This window comes from Desulforegula conservatrix Mb1Pa (assembly GCF_000426225.1).
GTDB lineage: Bacteria > Desulfobacterota > Desulfobacteria > Desulfobacterales > Desulforegulaceae > Desulforegula > Desulforegula conservatrix.
This window is the reverse complement of the sequence record NZ_AUEY01000001.1, coordinates 146,983-166,042: the sequence shown is the minus strand read 5'-3', so window position 1 is coordinate 166,042 and position 19,060 is coordinate 146,983. Positions and strand designations below refer to the sequence as shown.

General features: G+C 43.4%; 12 protein-coding genes. 9 read left to right on the top strand and 3 right to left on the bottom strand.

All coding sequences use genetic code 11. The features are described 5' to 3' along the window. The first annotated feature begins 42 nt into the window (after positions 1-42). The 4 genes from K245_RS0100830 (at position 43) to K245_RS0100815 (ending at position 5,552) form a co-directional block, all read left to right on the top strand. Positions 43-948, top strand: a complete 906-nt coding sequence (locus K245_RS0100830) for a UbiA-like polyprenyltransferase (RefSeq protein ID WP_232223776.1) — start codon at positions 43-45, stop codon at positions 946-948. After that, positions 945-1,577 (top strand): UbiX family flavin prenyltransferase, encoded by a 633-nt coding sequence (locus tag K245_RS0100825; RefSeq protein WP_232223775.1) that lies wholly within the window; start codon positions 945-947, stop codon positions 1,575-1,577. Before K245_RS0100830 ends, K245_RS0100825 begins: the two co-directional genes overlap by 4 nt. A 322-nt stretch (positions 1,578-1,899) precedes the next feature. Beyond that, positions 1,900-4,317 (top strand): 3-hydroxyacyl-CoA dehydrogenase/enoyl-CoA hydratase family protein, encoded by a 2,418-nt coding sequence (locus K245_RS0100820; protein WP_027357788.1) that lies wholly within the window; start codon positions 1,900-1,902, stop codon positions 4,315-4,317. 50 nt (positions 4,318-4,367) lie between these two features. After that, on the top strand, positions 4,368-5,552 hold the full coding sequence (locus K245_RS0100815) for a thiolase family protein (protein WP_027357787.1): 1,185 nt from the start codon (positions 4,368-4,370) through the stop codon (positions 5,550-5,552). A 389-nt stretch (positions 5,553-5,941) separates the two neighbouring features. On the opposite strand, the gene K245_RS0100805 is transcribed toward K245_RS0100815, so the two are convergent. Further along, a complete protein-coding gene (locus K245_RS0100805) occupies positions 5,942-6,901 on the bottom strand; it encodes a hypothetical protein (protein WP_027357786.1) in 960 nt (319 codons plus the stop codon). A gap of 440 nt (positions 6,902-7,341) precedes the next feature. Then, positions 7,342-8,430, bottom strand: a complete 1,089-nt coding sequence (gene serC / locus K245_RS0100795; RefSeq protein WP_027357784.1) for a 3-phosphoserine/phosphohydroxythreonine transaminase — start codon at positions 8,428-8,430, stop codon at positions 7,342-7,344. Positions 8,431-8,551: 121 nt separating this feature from the next. Between serC and hisD the strand changes: the two genes are divergently transcribed. The 4 genes from hisD (at position 8,552) to K245_RS22430 (ending at position 16,690) form a co-directional block, all read left to right on the top strand. Then, positions 8,552-9,853, top strand: a complete 1,302-nt coding sequence (hisD, locus tag K245_RS0100790) for a histidinol dehydrogenase (RefSeq protein WP_027357783.1) — start codon at positions 8,552-8,554, stop codon at positions 9,851-9,853. Positions 9,854-10,405: 552 nt separating this feature from the next. After that, a complete protein-coding gene (locus tag K245_RS26095; protein WP_051283725.1) occupies positions 10,406-12,067 on the top strand; it encodes a diguanylate cyclase in 1,662 nt (553 codons plus the stop codon). 31 nt (positions 12,068-12,098) lie between these two features. After that, on the top strand, positions 12,099-14,996 hold the full coding sequence (locus K245_RS22435) for a response regulator (protein ID WP_156906661.1): 2,898 nt from the start codon (positions 12,099-12,101) through the stop codon (positions 14,994-14,996). Positions 14,997-15,283: 287 nt separating this feature from the next. Next, positions 15,284-16,690, top strand: coding sequence for a dynamin family protein (locus K245_RS22430; RefSeq protein WP_198013785.1), 1,407 nt, complete (start codon positions 15,284-15,286; stop codon positions 16,688-16,690). Between the two features lie 154 nt (positions 16,691-16,844). Here the strand turns inward: K245_RS22430 and K245_RS22425 are convergent, their stop codons facing one another. After that, entirely contained in the window at positions 16,845-17,615 is a 771-nt protein-coding gene (locus tag K245_RS22425; protein ID WP_051283723.1) for an NRDE family protein, read from the bottom strand. A gap of 143 nt (positions 17,616-17,758) precedes the next feature. Here K245_RS22425 and K245_RS0100760 point away from each other — a divergent pair, with 143 nt between their 5' ends. After that, positions 17,759-19,045, top strand: coding sequence for a thiolase family protein (locus K245_RS0100760; RefSeq protein ID WP_027357781.1), 1,287 nt, complete (start codon positions 17,759-17,761; stop codon positions 19,043-19,045). Positions 19,046-19,060: the final 15 nt, after the last annotated feature.

Sequence of the window (19,060 nt, the reverse complement as noted above, 5' to 3'; positions counted from 1 at the left end):
GATTTGTTTTCTTTCCATATAAAATATCTGAACAGGACTTTAATGATGCTTTCTTTTAAAAAGGAGAAGCTTTCGGTTCTCCTCGAACGGGCCGTTGTGTTCGGCAGGATGATCAAATTCAGTCACACCATTTTTGCCCTTCCGTTCGCGCTTTCCGCAGTTATTATTGCAGCAAGGGATTTTGGCTTTTCGTTCTCAAGGTTATTCTGGATCATTGTGGCAATGGTCGGTGCGAGATCAGCGGCCATGGGATTCAACAGAATAGTGGACGCAGGGATGGACTCCTCAAATCCAAGGACTGCGGTTCGTGAAATTCCTAAAGGAGAGATATCCGCCGGATCAGCAACATTATTTGTAGTTGCGTCCTCTATTGTTTTTATAATTGCTTCGGCAATGCTGGGGAATCTCTGCTTCTATCTTTCCTTTCCGGTTTTGGCTGTTTTATTAGGATATTCCTATACGAAAAGATTCACACTCTTCTGCCATTTTTATCTTGGTTTTGCCATTTCGCTTGCTCCGACAGGTGCATGGGTTGCAATGACAGGGACTTTTTCCTGGATTCCAGTCTTGTTTTCCCTGGCACTAATGACTCATATTGCTGGTTTTGATATTCTTTATGCCTGCCAGGATTATGAATTTGATTCCAGGGAGGGATTGCATTCAATACCGGCAAAGCTCGGTGTTGCTAAAGCGCTTGATATTTCGACATATGTTCATATTGCTTCTTTTGTATTTTTTGTGGCCATAGGTTTTGCGTCCGGACTCGGACTTATTTATTATGTCTCCTCACTAATTATCGGGCTTCTGCTGATTATTGAGCACAGGCTGGTGAATCCCAATGATTTGTCAAAGGTCAACATTGCCTTTTTTCATATCAATAGTGTTATTTCCGTCGTGCTTTTGCTTGGCATTGCAGGTGACCTGCTGTTTGGGAGGATGATCGGATGATGCCAAGAGGATATGCCGTTGAAAGCGCCATAGAGCCCCAAAAAATCGTGCTGGCAATTACAGGCGCGTCAGGTGTCATCTATGGAATCAGGACTCTGGGGGCGCTGATGGCCTCAGGAGTTGAGGTTCATCTTTGTGTGTCTGAATCAGGGAAAATGCTTCTCATGCATGAAAGCGGATGGGACGGTGAAAACATTTATGCTTTTTTGCTTGGGTGTTGTACTGATAAGCATCCTGATTCGTGTTTAAAAATTTATGCTGAAAATGATTTTTTTGCACCCCCGGCAAGTGGTTCTTTCATTAATTCAGGAATGGTGATAGTTCCATGCTCCATGAAGTCACTCGGCTCTGTCGCAAACGGCATAGGCGGGAATCTGATTCACAGGGCAGCGGATGTGTGTCTTAAGGAAAAAAGACCCCTGGTTGCTGTTATCAGGGAAACCCCTCTTAATCTCATTCATATAGAAAATATGAGGACGCTCTCAGTGGCCGGAGCTACGGTAATGCCGGCTTCTCCGTCATTTTACAGTTTTCCCGTTTCAATTGAAGCGCTTGTGGATACTGTTGTATCAAGGATTCTTGACCATATCGGAATTCCAAATGCAGTTTCATCAAGATGGGGCGTTTGATATTGTCACAAAAACGGTGTAATTGAATAATTGTTCAATTTTAGTCATCTGACACACCATTTGCTCCATATTTGCGAAGCATTGTTCAGCAAGCTTTCTGGCATTTTGGGCCGGAGCTGCATATTGGGGAAAATTCAAGTGTTGTGTTTAACTTCTTGAATTTAAATATATTTATTTTTACTTCTCATTTTACTGTGGAACAAGCTTTTTTCTTGACAGCCTCAGACAGGCTTTGTTAATGATCTGGATGTTTATTCAGTATATAGGATAAGTATAATTATTTTGGTGTTCGTGCAATCTTACGTATATACAGGAGGAAATCATGGTAAGAAAAATCAGAAAGGCTGCAGTTATCGGTTCAGGTATTATGGGTGGCGGTATTGCTGCTCTCCTGGCTGGTGCTGGGGTAAAAGTGCTTCTGCTCGACATCGTTCCTTTCAATCTCACAGATGAAGAAAAGAAAGATAAGGCAGCTCGCAATAGAATGGTTGAAGCAGGTATGAAAGCTACTCTTGCTGCTAAACCTTCACTCTTCATGACCAAGAAAGATGCTTCTCTTATCGAGCTTGGCAACCTTGAAGACGATTTCAACAAGCTTGCAGACTGTGACTGGATCTGCGAAGTTATCGTTGAAAACCTCGAAATCAAGAGAAACCTTTTCAAACGTATCGAAGGTATAAGAAAAGCAGACGCTATCGTGTCTTCAAATACCTCAGGTATTCCACTTGCGAAGATTTCCGACGGCTTTTCAGCTGATTTCAAGGCTCATTTCCTTGGAACCCATTTCTTCAACCCAGTACGTTACATGCATCTTCTTGAAATCATTCCTGGCGCAGAAACCAAACAGGAAGTTCTTGATTTCATGGCCAAGTTTGGCGAAGTTATGCTTGGAAAAGGTATCGTTTGGGCGAAAGACACTCCTAACTTCATTGGTAACCGTATCGGTATCCAGGGAATTGGAAAGGTTCTCCAGGCGATCATGGAAGACGGAATTCTTCCTGCTGAAGCAGATGCTCTTTTCGGTGCATCCATGGGACGTCCAAAAACAGCTATCTTCGGTACAGCTGACCTCGTAGGTCTCGATACAATGGTACACGTTGCGGATAACTCCTACAACCTGTGCCCGACTGATGAAATGAGAGACACAGTTGCTGTTCCTGAGTACCTCAAGAAGATGGTAGCGAATGGTCAGCTTGGTAACAAGACCAAGGCTGGTTTCTACAAGAAAGTCAAGAATGAAGCTGGCAAGAACGTCAAGATGCAGCTTAACCCTGCAACCGGCGAATATGTTGAAGCAGGCAAGCCTTCATTCCCATGTCTTGACGCTGCAAAGAAAGTTGCTACCCTTGCTGAAAAAGTTCAGACCGTTGTTTACGGCGATGACAAGGGCGCAAAATTTGTATGGAAATGTTCCGCAAACGCAATGACCTACTGTGCAAACAGAATTCCTGAAATAGCTGACAGCCTTGTTGAAATCGACAACGCTATGAAATGGGGCTATGGATGGGAAGTTGGTCCTTTCGAAACTTGGGACATGATCGGCGTTAAGAAGTCTGTTGACAGAATGAAAGCAGAAGGTCTTGCTGTTTCTCCAGCAGTTGAAAAAATGCTCGCTTCAGGCGCAACTTCTTTCTACAAGGTAGAAAATGGCAAGCGTCTTTATTATGACCTGGTAGCTGGCGGTTACAAGCCGGTTCAGGTAAGCGAAACAGCTATCACCCTTGCGGCAGTAAAGGCAGATCCTAAGAAAGTTGCAATGACCTGCGCTTCTGCTTCACTTATCGACCTTGGTGATGATGTATTCTGCTGTGAATTCCACACAAAGATGAATGCCCTTAACGGTGAAATCATTGATTTCATTGGCAAGGCTCTTGAGTTTGTAGATGCAAATGGTGCTGGTCTTGTTATCGGTAACCAGGCTCCTGGTATGCCAGGTGCATTCTCTGCCGGTGCTGACCTTTCTTTCGTTCTTGGCATGGCCAAAGACAAGAAATATGCAGAAATCGACGCATTCCTCATGAAGGCACAGTACGGTCTCCAGAATGCAAGATACTCAAGCTTCCCGATCGTTGCTGCTCCTTACGGAATGGTTCTCGGCGGTGGCTGTGAAACTTGTATTGGTTCTGCGGACAAGATGGTAGCTCATTCTGAACTTTACATGGGTCTCGTTGAAATAGGCGTTGGTCTTCTTCCTGCTGGCGGTGGTTGTCTTAACCTCTACAAGAAGATGCTCAATGCTCTTCCTGCAGGCAGCGTAAAAGAAGTTGACCTTACCAAATATTATATCAGCGCTTTCATGGCAATCGCTATGGCTAAAGTTTCCATGTCAGCTGCTGGTGCGGTTGCTAACGGTCACCTCAGCGCTCAGACAGACCGCATCATTTTCAACCGTGACCTTCTGATCGGCGAAGCCAAGAAAGAAGTTCTCCGTATGGTTGAAGACGGATATGCTCCTGCAAGAAAAGAAAAACTCCGTGTAGTTGGTGGTGAAGGTCAGGGTATGATCGTTGCTCAGCTTTACAACATGCTCAACGGCGGATTCATGAGCGAATACGATGCATTCCTTGCAAAACGTATTGCATTCGTTATTGCTGGTGGCGACGTTAAGTATGGTACAGAGGTTGAAGAAGAACTGATCCTCAAGCTCGAAAGAGATGCTTTCGTTGACTTCCTTAAAGAAGACAAGACCCTCGCACGTATCGAGCATATGTTGACAACTGGCAAACCGCTCCGTAACTAATCGAGTGTAAACCTGTTATCAACCATGTAAAGATTTTAAGGAGAATATAAATGAGAGAAGCATATATTGTTGAATCCGTAAGAACTCCGGGTTGCAAAAACAAGAAGGGCGCATTCCGTGAAACTCGTCCTGAAGATTTGCTGTCCTTCATCATGAAGTCTTGCGCTGAAAAAGCAGGCATCAATCCAATTGAAATTGATGACTGCATGATCGGTTGTGCTATGCCAGAAGGTGAGCAGGGCATTAACGTAGCCCGTATCGCTGCACGTATGGCAGGCTTCCCAAATGAAGTTTCAGGCGCTACCGTTAACCGTTTCTGCTCTTCTGGCATTGAAGCGATTGCTCTTGCGTCACTTCGTGTTCAGGCAGGATGGTCAGAAGTTGCAATGGGCGGTGGTGTTGAGTCCATGACTTATGTTCCAATGGGTGGAAATACTCCACGCCCTCACCCAGAATTTGCAAAAGTTGAACCAGAAGCATACATTTCAATGGGTGTAACCGCTGAAAATGTTGCTGGATCATATGGCATTACCCGCGCTGAAATGGATGAATTTGCGTGCAATTCACACGCAAAGGCTGCTGCTGCTCAGGCTGCCGGCGTTTTCACTGAAATAGTTCCTACTCCAGCTTACTACTATGAGCCACAGGCTGACGGAACCTTCAAGAAAACCAGCAAAATTATTTCTGCAGATGATGGCGTACGCGGTGGAACAACCCCGGAAGGTATTGCTCGTTTGAGCTCTCCTTTCAAGTTCGGCGGCGGTGTTACTGCTGCTAACTCTTCACAGACAACTGACGGCGCTGCTGCTACAATCGTTGCTTCAAAAGAAGCTTGTGATCGTCTTGGCCTCAAGCCAATCGCAAAGATTGTTGCTTATGCGGTTGCTGGCTGCAAGTCAGAAGAAATGGGCGTTGGTCCTAAATATGCAATTCCAAAGGCTCTCAAGATCGCTGGCCTTACCATAGATCAGATCGATTGCTTTGAGCTTAACGAAGCTTTTGCTTCCCAGGCTATTCATTGCCTCAAGGAACTCGGAATATGGGGAACCGACGCAATGAAAAAAGTAAATCCTAACGGTGGTGCTATTGCTCTTGGCCATCCACTGGGATGTACTGGTGCAAAACTTACCGCTACTCTCCTTGCACATCTCAAACGTACCAATGGTAAATATGGTATAGTTTCTATGTGTATCGGTGGTGGTATGGGCGCTTGCGCTATCTTCGAAATGGTTTAATCAGCTTAACAGCTTTTAGATCATAAATAAAAAAGGGGCCGATCCGAAAGGATCGGCCCCTTTTTATTCGTCCGCATAATTTTTCCCGGCACTGTGATTGCCGAAAAGTCTGAAAAAGTGCAATGCAATTTGCTGTGTAATTCTATTTCTATTATAAAGCGACCAGCCGAAAACCAAGCAAACAAACGTTCTCTTTATTTAAACCGGTGAAAAACCCCAAGCCTCAATAAAGATGCCGGATCAAACCAGGCATGGCTCCAGTGTCCTTTTTTGATAGTCCATCAAAACAGGAATAAATCAATCAGGTTTCATTATTCTGCTTTGGGAAAAGGTCATACCATAGGCAATGAAAGACTATGGATTCATCCTGAGCAGGAAAATGCCTCAGGCTAATTTTTTACAAGAATTGTAAAGCCTCCCTGGGTGGCAGGATTCTGATGAACCGGCTTTGCGCTCGTCCAGACAACAACGACATAATATCCAGCTGAGTCAAAGGCGTAAGTAAGACTGCTTTCAGTTGAAAATGAATTCATGCTAACCCATAAATTGGGATCATAGCTTGCAGATCCGTAGTCCGGGCAATAGAAATACTGATAATAGGATGAGGTGTTTGGGCATTCGGAAATAGTGCTGGTATTAAAGGTCACACGTTCGCCGACTCTTGGGAATGTGCTCTGGTTCATCTGGACATAATTGGGGATTACATTGCAGGTTACTTCAGTTACAGTGGGCCATTGGGTTGATCCAGTCTGATAATATGCCCAGTAGCCTCCTGTCAAAGCTCCGTTTGCAATTGTACCCACAAGCGTAACGTCAGTTCCGCTTACGGCAACACCGATCGTGCCGTTGCTGTTGATGAATCCGTTGCCAATGGTTGCCCCGTATCTATCATACAGGGTAGCCTTGCCTTCGTCCGAGAATTGAATGAGAGTCATGAAAGCGCCCTGGGGATCATTCACCTGAAGATTTCTGTAACCTTTGAAACCAGAATAAAAATCAAGGGCTCTGTTATCACCTGTCAAGGTACCTCGTCCAAAAGTGCTTGACTGCCAGACGCCTGTAACCGAAGATCCTGTAAGGTTTGCTGTCATGCTGGATGTGTCGCCAAGCGGAGAAGACATGGATGGTACTGAAATTTCTCCTGTAACAGAATTATATGTGCCTGTGCCATATCTGATGAAGAAATATCTGGCTGAGAGCATATAAAGAGTGCCTTCGCTGCCTGAGTCATTCAGATACATTGTCCATGTGCCGTTGTCAGCAAGGGATGTGTAAGTCCCTTCGAGCACTGAGGCAAAAGAGGGCGAGTGGATACTTAAAAATACTATTATTAAAAAAATCCTTTTCATGCATTCTCCTTTTGTTGGTTTATTAGTCTGAAAATTGGATGTTTGATTTGTTTTGAATTTTTACTGAACAGTTATATCAAACAATGAACAAAAAATGCACTCATGAATGGAATAAATATTATTTGATAAAATTTGATGGACTCGCAAAAGGTCAAAAAAAAGCTGGCCTCATGCCTGGCTTGATCAGGCTCATTGTCTTTTTAGACATTTCTGGATTCCGGCTCCCGGTTTTTACAGGGACAGGCTTCGCCGGTGGCAGCTTTTTATTTGAAATATTGGTAAAATATTGGAATAAAGATAATTCCATGCTTAACTGGAACAGTGCCTTATTTTTAGGGGCACCCAAAAGAATTTGTTGCCTTTATTGGGCGTGACTTTATGATCGCGGGGGCTTGTACTACAACCCCCGATATTTCTGATCAATAACCGGAACTATGGAATTATCCTTTTTTTTCTTCGAATTCTTTCATGAACTTTATCAGCTCTTCAACGCCTTTTATAGGCATTGCATTATAAATTGAAGCCCTGCAGCCTCCAACAGACTTATGTCCGGCGAGTCCTCCAAAACCATTTTCAAGGGCGGTTTTTACAAACTCTTTTTCAAGTTCTTCAGTTGGCATACGGAATGTCACATTCATGAGAGATCTGCTGTCTTTGTCTGCCGTACCTCTGTAAAAAGACCCTGAGTCCATGAAATCATATAAGATGGAAGCTTTCTTCTTATTTATTGTCTCCATCTGTCCGAGACCGCCTATTTTTTCTTCAAGCCATTTAAGCGTAAGGGCAACCATATAGATTCCAAAACACGGAGGAGTATTGTGCATTGAATTGTTTTTTACATACGTTGTGTATTTGAGCATGGTAGGAAGTTTTTCATCCACCTTTTTCAGCATGTCATCCCTGATTATGACCATGGTGACTCCGGCAGGCCCTATATTCTTCTGGGCGCCTGCGTAGACGAGCCCGAATTTATCAATGGGAAGCGGACGGCTTAAGATGTCCGAACACATGTCTGCAATGAGCGGGATCTTGCCTGTATCTGGGAAATTATGCCACTGAGTGCCTTTTATGGTGTTATTTGTAGTAATGTAAACGTAATCAGCGTCATCTGAGAGATTAAATTGTCTTGGGATGTAGCAGAAATTGCGATCTTCTGATGTCGCGGCAACATTGACATTTTTGCCGAGGTTTTTTGCTTCCTGAATAGCTTTTGTGGCCCATATACCCGTATTTATATAATCAGCCTTTCTGCCTTCACCCAGAAGATTCATGGGGATCATGCAGAACTGCATGCTTGCTCCGCCCTGTACAAAAATAACATGATATTCTGGCCCAAGGTTGAGAAGCCGCTTTGTTCTTGAAATCGCATCATCAAGCACAGCCTCGAAAAGTTTGGATCTGTGGCTGATTTCTGTTATGGACATTCCTGAACTATTGAAATTCATGAAATTGTCCCTGACTTCTTCAAGAACTTCAACTGGCAGAACAGCTGGACCCGGATTGAAATTGTATATTCTGTTGTATTCCATTTGTTTCTCCTGAAACAGACTGTTTTTATCTGAAATATGAATTGTCTGGTTAGAGTATTTAAAATATATTCATAAACAGTCTAATAATAGAAAAATACTATTCCGTAAACATGGAGTTGAAATGAAAATATTCAGTTATCCTTCAAAAGACGCAGAAGTCTGGATAAAAGATCTTACAGAAAAGAGAAGCGTTGATTTTACAGAAGAAGACGAAAAAAAAGTTCTCGATATAATTCATGATGTCAGAAAAAGAGGCGACTCAGCTGTTATTGACTATACCAACCGTTTCGACTCTCCGGATCTAAAGGCTGATAGCCTCATTGTTACAGAGGCGGAGTTTGCTGAAGCCGAGAAAAAAGCAGGCCCTGAGTTCATAAAAGCCATAGAAAGATCAATAAATCAGGTGCGTGAATTTCATGCCCGCCAGACAAAGAATTCCTGGATAGACACACCAAGAGACGGAGTTATCGTTGGTCAGATGATAAAACCTGTTGATGCTGCCGGGGTTTATGTGCCTGGAGCAAAAGGCGGAATGACTCCGCTTGTCTCTTCCGTAATAATGGGCGTCGTTCCTGCAAAGATAGCAGGCGTTCAGCATATCGCCATGGTAACTCCTCCGATGAAAGACGGCGGGATCAATCCATATCTTCTTGTTGCTGCTAAAATGACAGGCGCAGATGTGGTATATAAGACAGGAAGCGCCTGGGCCGTTGCCGCACTTGCTTATGGGACAGAAACAATAAAAAAAGTGGATGTGATCGTAGGCCCGGGAAATATTTATGTGACACTTGCCAAGAAGCTTGTTTCAGGAGCCGTTGGCATAGATATGATTGCAGGCCCAAGCGAGATTCTTGTGATTGCGGACGAGAAGGCAGATCCGGCTCATCTTGCTGCTGATCTTCTTTCCCAGGCAGAGCATGATACGATGGCGTCAAGTATCCTTGTTACTGTTTCAAAGAAAGTTGCAGAGGAAACAGTGGAAGAGGTCAGGAAGCAGCTTGAGAATCTTCCCAGAAAAGAAATTGCAATTGAATCTGTCAATAATTTTGCAGGCGCGTTCATTGTCCCGGATATGGATGCTGCAATTGAGCTTTCAAACAGGATAGCTCCTGAGCATCTTGAGCTTCAGGTTGAAACGCCTTTTGAATTTCTCGGGAAAATTAGAAACGCAGGCGCAGTGTTTATGGGCAGATATACTCCTGAGCCAGTGGGCGATTACATAGCAGGGCCAAATCACGTTCTTCCTACATCAGGGACAGCGAGATTCGCCTCAGCCTTATCAGTGGAGCATTTCACAAAAAGAATAAGTCTGATCAATTATTCCAAGGATGCTTTCATTAAAGAGGCTGATGATATTATGAGGCTGGCTGATATTGAAGGCCTGGAGGCTCATGCTAATTCTGTGCGAATAAGATTGAAGTAAAAAAAGAAGGAGGGGCTTTTGAAAAGAGCCCCTTTTCTCATCTGTTTTATTTGCCGGCTAAGCTACAAATTTTTTTCTAAGTGGACTTTTCAAGAAATGTTCAAGATCAATCCATTAAGGAAATTAGCTTCTCATTAATTCTTCAGGCTTCAATAAATCAAAAAGCTATGTGGCTTTGCCTGATTTTCAGTTAAGAAGTGCCTTTTATGGTTAATTTGTCATCAAAAAAGTGTGATGCGTAGGTCGGATTAGGACGCCCTTTGTCCGTAATCCGACGTTAAGCCGAGTGCCTCCGGCGGGTCGCTTTTTGTAAAAAGCTCCGCAAAAACTTTATGGTTTTGTTAATAGGCAAAAAACGGATATTTTTAGAGTTTTAAAAATGCTAAGCCCATGAACTTTCAAATGTTACTGAGAATTGAGCATAACCACAAAAAGCTATCGAATTTGCAAATTTACTGTTTTTAATGTTAATGTCATTAAGTGAACCCAAATAATCGGTCAGCTGATCTATTAATGTCTGATTCCCTCAACGCCTTTTAAAATCGGAGCCATATGAGCAGCAACCTTCCTGTCAATATTCTGCTTGTCGATGATAAACCAGAGAATCTCATGGTTCTGGAAAGTATTCTTGATGATCCGTCAATATGCTTTTTTAAGGCGACATCAGGCAATGATGCCCTTGCCATGATTCTGGAGCATGATTTTGCAGTTGTTCTGCTTGATGTCCAGATGCCTCACATGGATGGATTCGAAATCGCAGAGCTTATGCGTTCAAGTGAAAAATCCAAGCGTATTCCAATCATCTTTGTAACTGCAATAAGCAAGGACGCAAGGCAGGTCTTTAAGGGCTATGAAACAGGAGCAGTTGATTATCTTTTCAAGCCTCTGGATCCGGCCATTTTAAGGAATAAGGTTTCTGTGTTCATAGAACTCTACAAACAGAAAAGATCCCTTGAGCAGACCGCCAGAACCCTTGAAAGAATAGTAACCGAGCTTGACCTTGCCAATAGAAAAATTCTTGAACAGCAGCAGTCGCTTATTGAAGAAGAGCGCCTAAAGATGCTTCTTCAGATGGCAGGTGCCACTGCCCAGGATCTAAGACAGCCGCTCGATGTCCTTTTGGGGGGCATAGCCATGCTTGAAAAAGATCTTGAAGACCCTGAACTTCTCAGTGATCACATGAGAATTATCAAGGATGCCGGTGCCACGATAGATAATACAATCAACAGAATGCAGGTTTTCCAGATCTTTGAGACAAAAACCACGGAAGATGTCCGTGGCATACATAATATTGAACGTCATCTGTCCATTTTATCCGTGGAAAGTAGCGAAAATGATTTTGAGATTATCAAAGGCATGCTCATTGACAGCACCAATATCATTTTCAGGAGAGTTTCAACAATTGCCGATGCGATACGCCTTTTAAAAATCGAACACTATGATCTGATAATGATGGATTTCAGATTCCCTGACGGTAACGGCATAGATTTTCTGGAAACCATGAGAAAAGAGGCCATTGATGTTCCAAGCGTCGTGATTACAGGATGCGGTGATGAAATAATCGCCACAAGAATGATCAAGCTCGGAGCCTACGATTATATCCCTAAATCAAAAATCAGCCCGATCACTTTATTAAGAATTATTTCAAATACAATTCAGAAGGCTGAACTGAAAAAAACCGCACTCCAGGCCCAGGCCAAAATGGCTGAAATGAGTACAAGGGATGAACTGACAGGTCTTTATAACAGAAGATATTTCAGTGAAGCCCTGGACAGGGAAGTAGCCCGCGCAATGAGATTCAGGAGTGCTCTGGTTCTTTGTATCGTCGATCTGGATTTTTTTAAGTTGATCAATGACACATATGGCCATCCTGCCGGAGATGCGGTTCTTTCAAAAATGGGAAGGCTTCTTAAGGATGTCATAAGGGAAAGCGATCTTATTTGCAGGTATGGCGGCGAGGAGTTTGCCATAATTTTGCCCAATACCAGTCCTGAAAAGGCAGTGATCGGTTGTGAACGCCTCAGAAACAGGATTGGCGGATATGATTTTACCTACGGCGATACTATTATCCATGTTACTTTGAGCGTCGGGCTGGCAGATCTTGATCGGCTTGATTACAAAACTTCGGAAAACCTTATTTCTTCGGCTGACAAGGCTCTTTACATTGCCAAGCAGAGGGGACGTAACCAGGTTGTTTACAGGGGCAGCATATGAGAAATGTTTTTATGTTTTTGGCCATGCGTTCATGAATATTCTGATTCTGAGTAACAAAACAGGATTTGGAACGACTCTGCATGAATACTGCAGTAATCTTGATTTTATAGTCAATCATTTTCAGTTTTCAGATCCTGATGATGCCGAAATTGCAGTCGAAAGCCTGAGACCGGATTTTATTATTGCCGAAGATGAGATGCCAAAAGGTTCCGGAATAGAGTTTTGCAGGAAAATCAAAGAAATCTTTGAGATACCTTTTGTCATTGTTTCGGACTCACCTTCATATGAAAAGGCTGTGGAAGCCATGAAGGCAGGTTCGGACGACTATCTGCCCAAGAAAAAATCCATCAATGAAAAAATTTTCGATATACTCAAACTGAGTGACGAGAAAAAAAAATCCCATATAATTCCACTTTATGGCCCGCGCAAGATAAAAAGTGGTGAGATTTATGCCAGGGTTTTTGAATTCATATCTGATGCCTGTTTTATCGTGGACGATGAGACTGGGTTCATCATGGAGGCAAACAGGTCTGCAATGTCCATGTATGCTTATTCCCGCAGGGAATTTTCAGCAATGGTTATTTCTTCTCTTTTTGCAGATCCTGATGTCTACTGGCAGATAAGCGCAGATGATGTGAGCGGGATTTACGAGTTTGAGCACAAAAAGAAGAATGGAGCCGAGTTCCCGGTTGAGGTGTCTTTCAGTAAGGTTCAGCTTGAAGGCAAGATATTTGCACTCATAACAGTGAGGGATATTTCGCTTAGAAGAAGAGCCGAGGATCTTCTTCGCAGGCAGCATGAGGCTCTTCTCAAGACAAACAGATATCTCGAGGCCCAGGCCAGTGAGCTTGAAAGCCAGAAAAGAAGCATGGAGTTAAAGAACAAAGAGCTTGAGGAAATTCAGAAACAGCTCAGGGACAAGGCTAGAGACCTTGAGGCGGCCAGTACTTATAAATCCGAATTTCTTGCCAATATGTCCCACGAACTCAGGACTCCCCTGAACAGCATTCTTGTTCTGTCAAAACTCATTGCGGAGAACAGGGAGAAAAATCTTAACCCCCGCCAGATTGACTTTATTGAAACAGTCATAAATGCTTCTAATGATCTTTCCAAGCTCATCAATGACGTGCTTGACATGTCCAAGGTTGAAGCAGGAAAGATGGACGTATGCCCTTCCCTGATAGATATAAGGACTTTTGTCGATTATTTTTCAAGACAGTGCAGGCATCTCGCTGAAGAAAAGAACCTCGACCTGACCGTATTTGTTGGAGAGGATGTTCCCGCCGCCATCATTACAGATCAGCACCGGCTTGAACAGATTCTGAAAAATTTTTTTTCCAATTCTTGCAAATTCACCGAAAAGGGCGGGATACATATAAAGGTAGCAATCTCCGGCCATACGGTGAACGGCAAAAAGTTCCTTTCCTTTTCGGTTCGGGACACAGGGATCGGTATACCTCCTGATAAGCAGGATGCAATATTCGATGCTTTTATTCAGGCCGATGGTTCAATATCTAGAAAATATGGAGGAACCGGACTTGGACTTTCGATCTCGAAAAAAATTGCCGTGCTTCTTGGAGGAGAGATAAGGCTTGAGAGTCTTCCTGGAAAAGGAAGCGAGTTTATTCTTGTTCTCCCTGAGACCATGGATGGATGTGATACCATGGAAATATCGGTGCATGAGACTTTGGTCGTGCCGGACGAAGCGTTAGGCAGCTTTGTGGAAATTGAGGAGGCTGAAGAAATAGTTGTTTTTGAAAATACCATAGCAGTAATTTCCGATGATCCAGATCTTGTAAGCTTTCTTGAAAAAAACAGCCGAACCTATAATTACTCGGTGGCCCGTTTTTTTGATAACAGCAAGATTATATCATCGCTTGAGGCATACCCACGGGTTGCTGTGGTGCTTGACACTGTGAACAAGAAAGATGCCTGGGGGATTCTTGCCAGGATAAAGGAAAATGTTTCTCTAAGGCATATACCTATTTTTGTTGTGGCAAAAGCCGAAGACAGGGTCTATGCTATAAAGCTTGGCGCCAGATTTGTAATTGAGGGACGGATTGAAGATATTGACATTAAATCCTTTTTTGAAAAAGTTGAAAAATATTCTGATTATAACCGCCAGAGAAAACTGCTTGTCATAGAAGATGATCCTGTTCAGAAAAGTCTTATTTCAAAGATCATTGACAGTCCGAAAATTGATATAACTCTTGCCGAAACAGCGGCAGAGGCGGCATTTCTTCTGGATCACGACGATTACGACTGTATGATACTCGACCTTGGTCTGCCTGATATGTCAGGGATAGATCTTCTAAATAAAATCAGATCGAGTGAGAGGATATCACATATTCCAATCATTATTTATACTGGCCGTGAACTGGTAAGTGATGAAAAGATAACAATAGATGACTATGCTGAAAAAATTATTGTCAAAGGAGCCAAGTCTCTCCCAAGGCTTCTTGATGACGCGACCCTGTTTTTGCATTGCAGGGACACTGACATAAAGCCTGAGCGGCGTAATCTTCTTTATTCCATTCACGATAGCAGGCAGATTCTTAAGGATAAACGTGTTCTTATCGTGGACGATGACATGCGTCATGTGTTCATTATTTCCAGTATCCTCGAAAACAGCGGCCTTGTGCCTTTTATCGCAAGGGATGCAGCCAAGCTGGACGCCATAGTCAGAAAAAACGAGCATTTTGATCTTGTTCTCATGGATATAGGGCTCATGCTTTCAGATTGCATGAAGTTTGTCGAGCATTTCCAGAATTCACCGGAGTTCAAGGGTGTGCCTTTGATTGCAATGACAGGTGAACGCGGTGACCTGAAGGGAAGGGACAACTGTCTAAAGGCCGGGGCCAATGATTATCTCGTGAAGCCTGTGGATGAGGACAGATTACTTGGTATGCTCAGAACCTGGCTTTATTGATTTGCTTTTAGCGTTTGTTTTTTATGGGTTTGAAAACATTCTGCGTATGTGGTAGTCGAGGTCTATTATTCCTTTTAAAACAGTTTAAAGGGTGCCTCTAAAGATTAGAGTTATTGATTTGATAGCGCAAGGGAATCAGCAGTGTCGCACTAAGAACCGGAGTTTATACTGTATAAATGAGGATTAGAGTACGACGCTGACGCTGCCTGATTAAGCTTTGGCAAAAAGGCAATTTTTAGAGGTGGCCTAAAATGCAATCATAATTGAACCATATGAATGAGGCGGCCATGTATCGTGACAATTATCTTACAGCTCTTAAAAATGAAATAATTGAAATGGTGTCAGGCAAGCTGACGCCTGCTGCAAAGCTTTACGGATACAGCGAGACACCGCTTGAGTCAGCTATCAAATGGAAACCCCAGGTTCTTGTAATAGGTAATTATTCTTCAGGAAAATCCACACTCATAAACGAATTTCTTGGGGCAACCATTCAGAAAACAGGCCAGGCTCCGACAGATGACTCCTTTACTATCCTGACCTATGATGATTCTGTTCCCGAGGAAGCGGGCATAAGGGTTACAGATGAAAGGGATGGCAAGTTCCTGATGAACGACCCGGAATATCCTTTCGAGTCCCTCAAACGCCACGGACAGAGATTCGCAGCCCATTTTTGCCTAAAAAAGGTCAATTCTCCATTTTTGAAGCATCTTGCATTGATTGACACGCCTGGAATGATAGACAGCATTACAGAGCGAGACCGTGGTTACAATTATCAGGAGGCAATAGGAGATCTTGCAAGAACCGCCGACCTGATACTGGTACTTTTCGATCCCCACAAGGCAGGAACCGGACGAGAAGCCCATGAAAGCCTGCGGGACACCCTACCAAAAGAGACCTTTGAAGACAGGCTACTCTTTGTTCTGAACCGTATTGATGAATGCGCTTCTTTGCCCGATCTCTTGAGGGTCTATGGAACCCTCTGCTGGAATCTTTCCCAGATGACCGGCCGGAAAGACATTCCAATGATTCATCTGACATATTCCCAGCATGCCAGCAATAAAAGTCAGACACATTATGATTCCGAGTATCTGCATCTTCTTGAGAATCAGAGGGAGGAGCTTAAAAAGGCCATTCAGGACGCTCCGAGGTATCAGCTGGATAATATTGCAACATTCGTGGAAGTAAACAGTGAGAGGCTTTCACATCTTTTGGGTTCTCTCATTATCTATAAAAAGAGGCTCAGGAATTTTAAGACAAAATTCACCTTGCTTGGAATACTGCTCGCTCTGATTTCTGGAGCGGCAACATCAGGAATATTGTTTTTCGCCGGATTCCCTGTGCTCGAGATTTTTGCCTCTGCAGGGGCAGCTGCCGCAGTCGGAGTGTTTTTCATATGGATAACCATGGCTCAGAAAAGCCTTGAAGCCAGGTTTGAAAAGGAACAGCTTGAAAAGCTTGACAATCTGACCAATCTTAAGACCCAGGCAAGAAGGGATACCTGGAATTCTGTAAAAGGCTATGTGCGGGACTATATTATAAGGACAAAAGGTAAATATGCCTTGTCTCCGCTCGAGGTTCATTACCGTGCTGTTCGTTCCGTTGTTGAAAAGGGTTCAAAAGAAATAAGATCAGCTCTTAATGAATACGCGAACCTTAAGCCGGATGATTTTATCCAGGATGATATGGTTGATTAAGATGAAGAATTAAGACTGATAATTTTTGTCGGGCGTTTATTTAAAATACAAGGTGTGAGAACCTCATCCTCCCCCTTCAAGAGTGGGGGATGAGGTTTTTTTGAGCTATATTCAGCCGAATGCCTATTCCAGTTTTTTACAGCTATTACTTTACTTAAAAGTTTATCACTCTCGTTTCTCCAGCCATGACGCTGGCACCGGCCTTGATCCATGTCTTTTCGGTGAATATCCCTTTGCCATCATATCCGATCAATAGAAAACTGGATGATCTTGTTCCATATACTTCGCTTTTAATGAAAAGGGGCGCGAGTATCCTTTCCCAATCGATCCCCATTCCTGTTTCAGGAAGAAGTTGGTCAGGCGGAATTTTGGAATCCTCTAGAAAAGCGAAAACCTTTTCATGGTTTTCAAAACATTCTGAGTTTATAAGGCTTTCCAGGTATTTTTTGCCTTTTTCAACTTTAGGCCAGGGCGTGTCAAGCAAATGATTTGAAAGGCCGTGTAGCCCAGGCTCTATTTTTTTGACAATACCTTCATGATTTGAAAAATAGTAAAGATCGTCCCTGTCTCCTGCAAGAAGATTGAATCCATTGTAAAGATTTTTTTGTGCTGCAACATGGTTAAGGTATTCTTCCGGAGAACTGTTTTTCCCTTCAAGAAAATCTGAAACAAGCAGGCCTCTTGAAAGCGCATCTTTTTTAATTGATTTGGGATCCCTGAAGTTTGTAAGGGCCGCAAAACGGCCGTTTTCCGATATTCCCATCCATGTTCCGCCAGCCTCAAGATCTTTTCCTGCGATTATTCCGCTTCCTTTGTTCCATCTGGAAACAGGGTCTGTTGGTCTTGCGTAAAACTCGTCTCTGTTTGCTGCGAGAATTAATTTGTATTTTTTGTGTTTTTTGTATGAAAAAAGAATCAGGCACATGGCTAATCGTTGACTTTGGTTTACGTTGTTTGTACGTTTAACTCCAAATTATCAGTAAAGTTTCAATTTTGCAGTGTAGGAAGTTTTATAGGGAACGACAACCTTAATTTCATTAAGCTATTTATTAAACGGAGGGCAAGGAGATGAAGGAAGTTGTAATAGTAAGTGGTGCAAGAACTGCTGTCGGCTCTTTTGGCGGCGCTCTCAAGGATGTACTTGTTGCTGATCTTGGCGCTGTAGTAATGAGGGAAACCCTTAAAAAGGCAGGCCTTAAGCCGGTGCCAAGCGCGGAGATGAATGCTATTGCTCCTGACAAGCTGAAGGATCAGGGCGTTATCGAGCTTGAAAAAAAAGGCGCTCAGTGGGACGACAATGCAAAAGAAATATCCATTGATGAAGTTATCATGGGTAATGTTATTGTTGCTGCGCAGGGACAGAATCCGGCGCGTCAGGCTATGATAAAAGCCGGTATTTCAAAGGAGACACCAGCTTTTACGGTTAATAAGGTATGCGGTTCTGGGCTCAAGGCAATTGCGCTTGGCGCTCAGTCCATCATGAATGGTGACGCTGATGTGGTTCTCGCAGGTGGCCAGGAAAGCATGAGCAATATCCCTATGGCTCTTAAAAAAGCCAGATGGGGACACAGAATGGAACTCACAGGAGTTGGCGAGATTCATGACCTTCTCGTTTATGACGGTCTCTATGAAATTTTCTACGGCTACCACATGGGTATAACCGCAGAAAACATAGTCGCTAAGTATGGCATAAGCCGTGAAGATCAGGACAAGGTTGCTTTCACAAGTATAAGCCGCGCTGTTGCAGCAATAAAGAACGGCTGGTTCAAGGATGAAATTGCTCCTGTAGTTATCAAGGGACGCAAGGGTGATGTAATAGTTGACACAGATGAAAGACCAGTGGCAACTACCCTTGAAAAACTTGCTGCAATGAAGCCTGCATTCAAGAAAGACGGATCTGTTACTGCCGGCAACGCGTCTGGTGTTAACGACGGCGCTGCAGCTGTTCTTATGATGAGCGCTGAAAAGGCAAAAGAACTTGGTCTTGAGCCTCTTCTTAAAATAAAGGCATTTGCATCAGGCGGTCTTGATCCTGCATATATGGGCCTTGGTCCTGTTCCTGCAATCAGAAAGGTTCTCAAGAAAACCGGCATGACCATCAAGGACATTCAGAATATAGAACTGAATGAAGCCTTTGCAGGCCAGGCAATCGGCTGCATGATGGAACTCGGTCTTGATTTTGACACACCAAACCCTGTGGGCAGCGGTATCTCCATCGGCCATCCGATCGGATGTACAGGCGCGCGCCAGATGGTTACATGTATGCACCATATGAAACGCAATAATATGTCCACCGGCCTTATATCAATGTGTATAGGTGGCGGTATGGGTATGGCCATGATTGTGGAAAGATAACGGGCAATCTGAAAA

What these genes read in the sequence shown, in the direction of transcription:
- K245_RS0100830 (WP_232223776.1), top strand. Translation starts at nt 43, where the DNA reads ATGATGCTTTCTTTTAAAAAGGAGAAGCTTTCGGTTCTCCTCGAACGG.
- K245_RS0100825 (WP_232223775.1), top strand. Translation starts at nt 945, where the DNA reads ATGATGCCAAGAGGATATGCCGTTGAAAGCGCCATAGAGCCCCAAAAA.
- K245_RS0100820 (WP_027357788.1), top strand. Translation starts at nt 1,900, where the DNA reads ATGGTAAGAAAAATCAGAAAGGCTGCAGTTATCGGTTCAGGTATTATG.
- K245_RS0100815 (WP_027357787.1), top strand. Translation starts at nt 4,368, where the DNA reads ATGAGAGAAGCATATATTGTTGAATCCGTAAGAACTCCGGGTTGCAAA.
- K245_RS0100805 (WP_027357786.1), bottom strand. Translation starts at nt 6,901, where the DNA reads ATGAAAAGGATTTTTTTAATAATAGTATTTTTAAGTATCCACTCGCCC.
- serC (WP_027357784.1), bottom strand. Translation starts at nt 8,430, where the DNA reads ATGGAATACAACAGAATATACAATTTCAATCCGGGTCCAGCTGTTCTG.
- hisD (WP_027357783.1), top strand. Translation starts at nt 8,552, where the DNA reads ATGAAAATATTCAGTTATCCTTCAAAAGACGCAGAAGTCTGGATAAAA.
- K245_RS26095 (WP_051283725.1), top strand. Translation starts at nt 10,406, where the DNA reads ATGAGCAGCAACCTTCCTGTCAATATTCTGCTTGTCGATGATAAACCA.
- K245_RS22435 (WP_156906661.1), top strand. Translation starts at nt 12,099, where the DNA reads ATGAATATTCTGATTCTGAGTAACAAAACAGGATTTGGAACGACTCTG.
- K245_RS22430 (WP_198013785.1), top strand. Translation starts at nt 15,284, where the DNA reads ATGTATCGTGACAATTATCTTACAGCTCTTAAAAATGAAATAATTGAA.
- K245_RS22425 (WP_051283723.1), bottom strand. Translation starts at nt 17,615, where the DNA reads ATGTGCCTGATTCTTTTTTCATACAAAAAACACAAAAAATACAAATTA.
- K245_RS0100760 (WP_027357781.1), top strand. Translation starts at nt 17,759, where the DNA reads ATGAAGGAAGTTGTAATAGTAAGTGGTGCAAGAACTGCTGTCGGCTCT.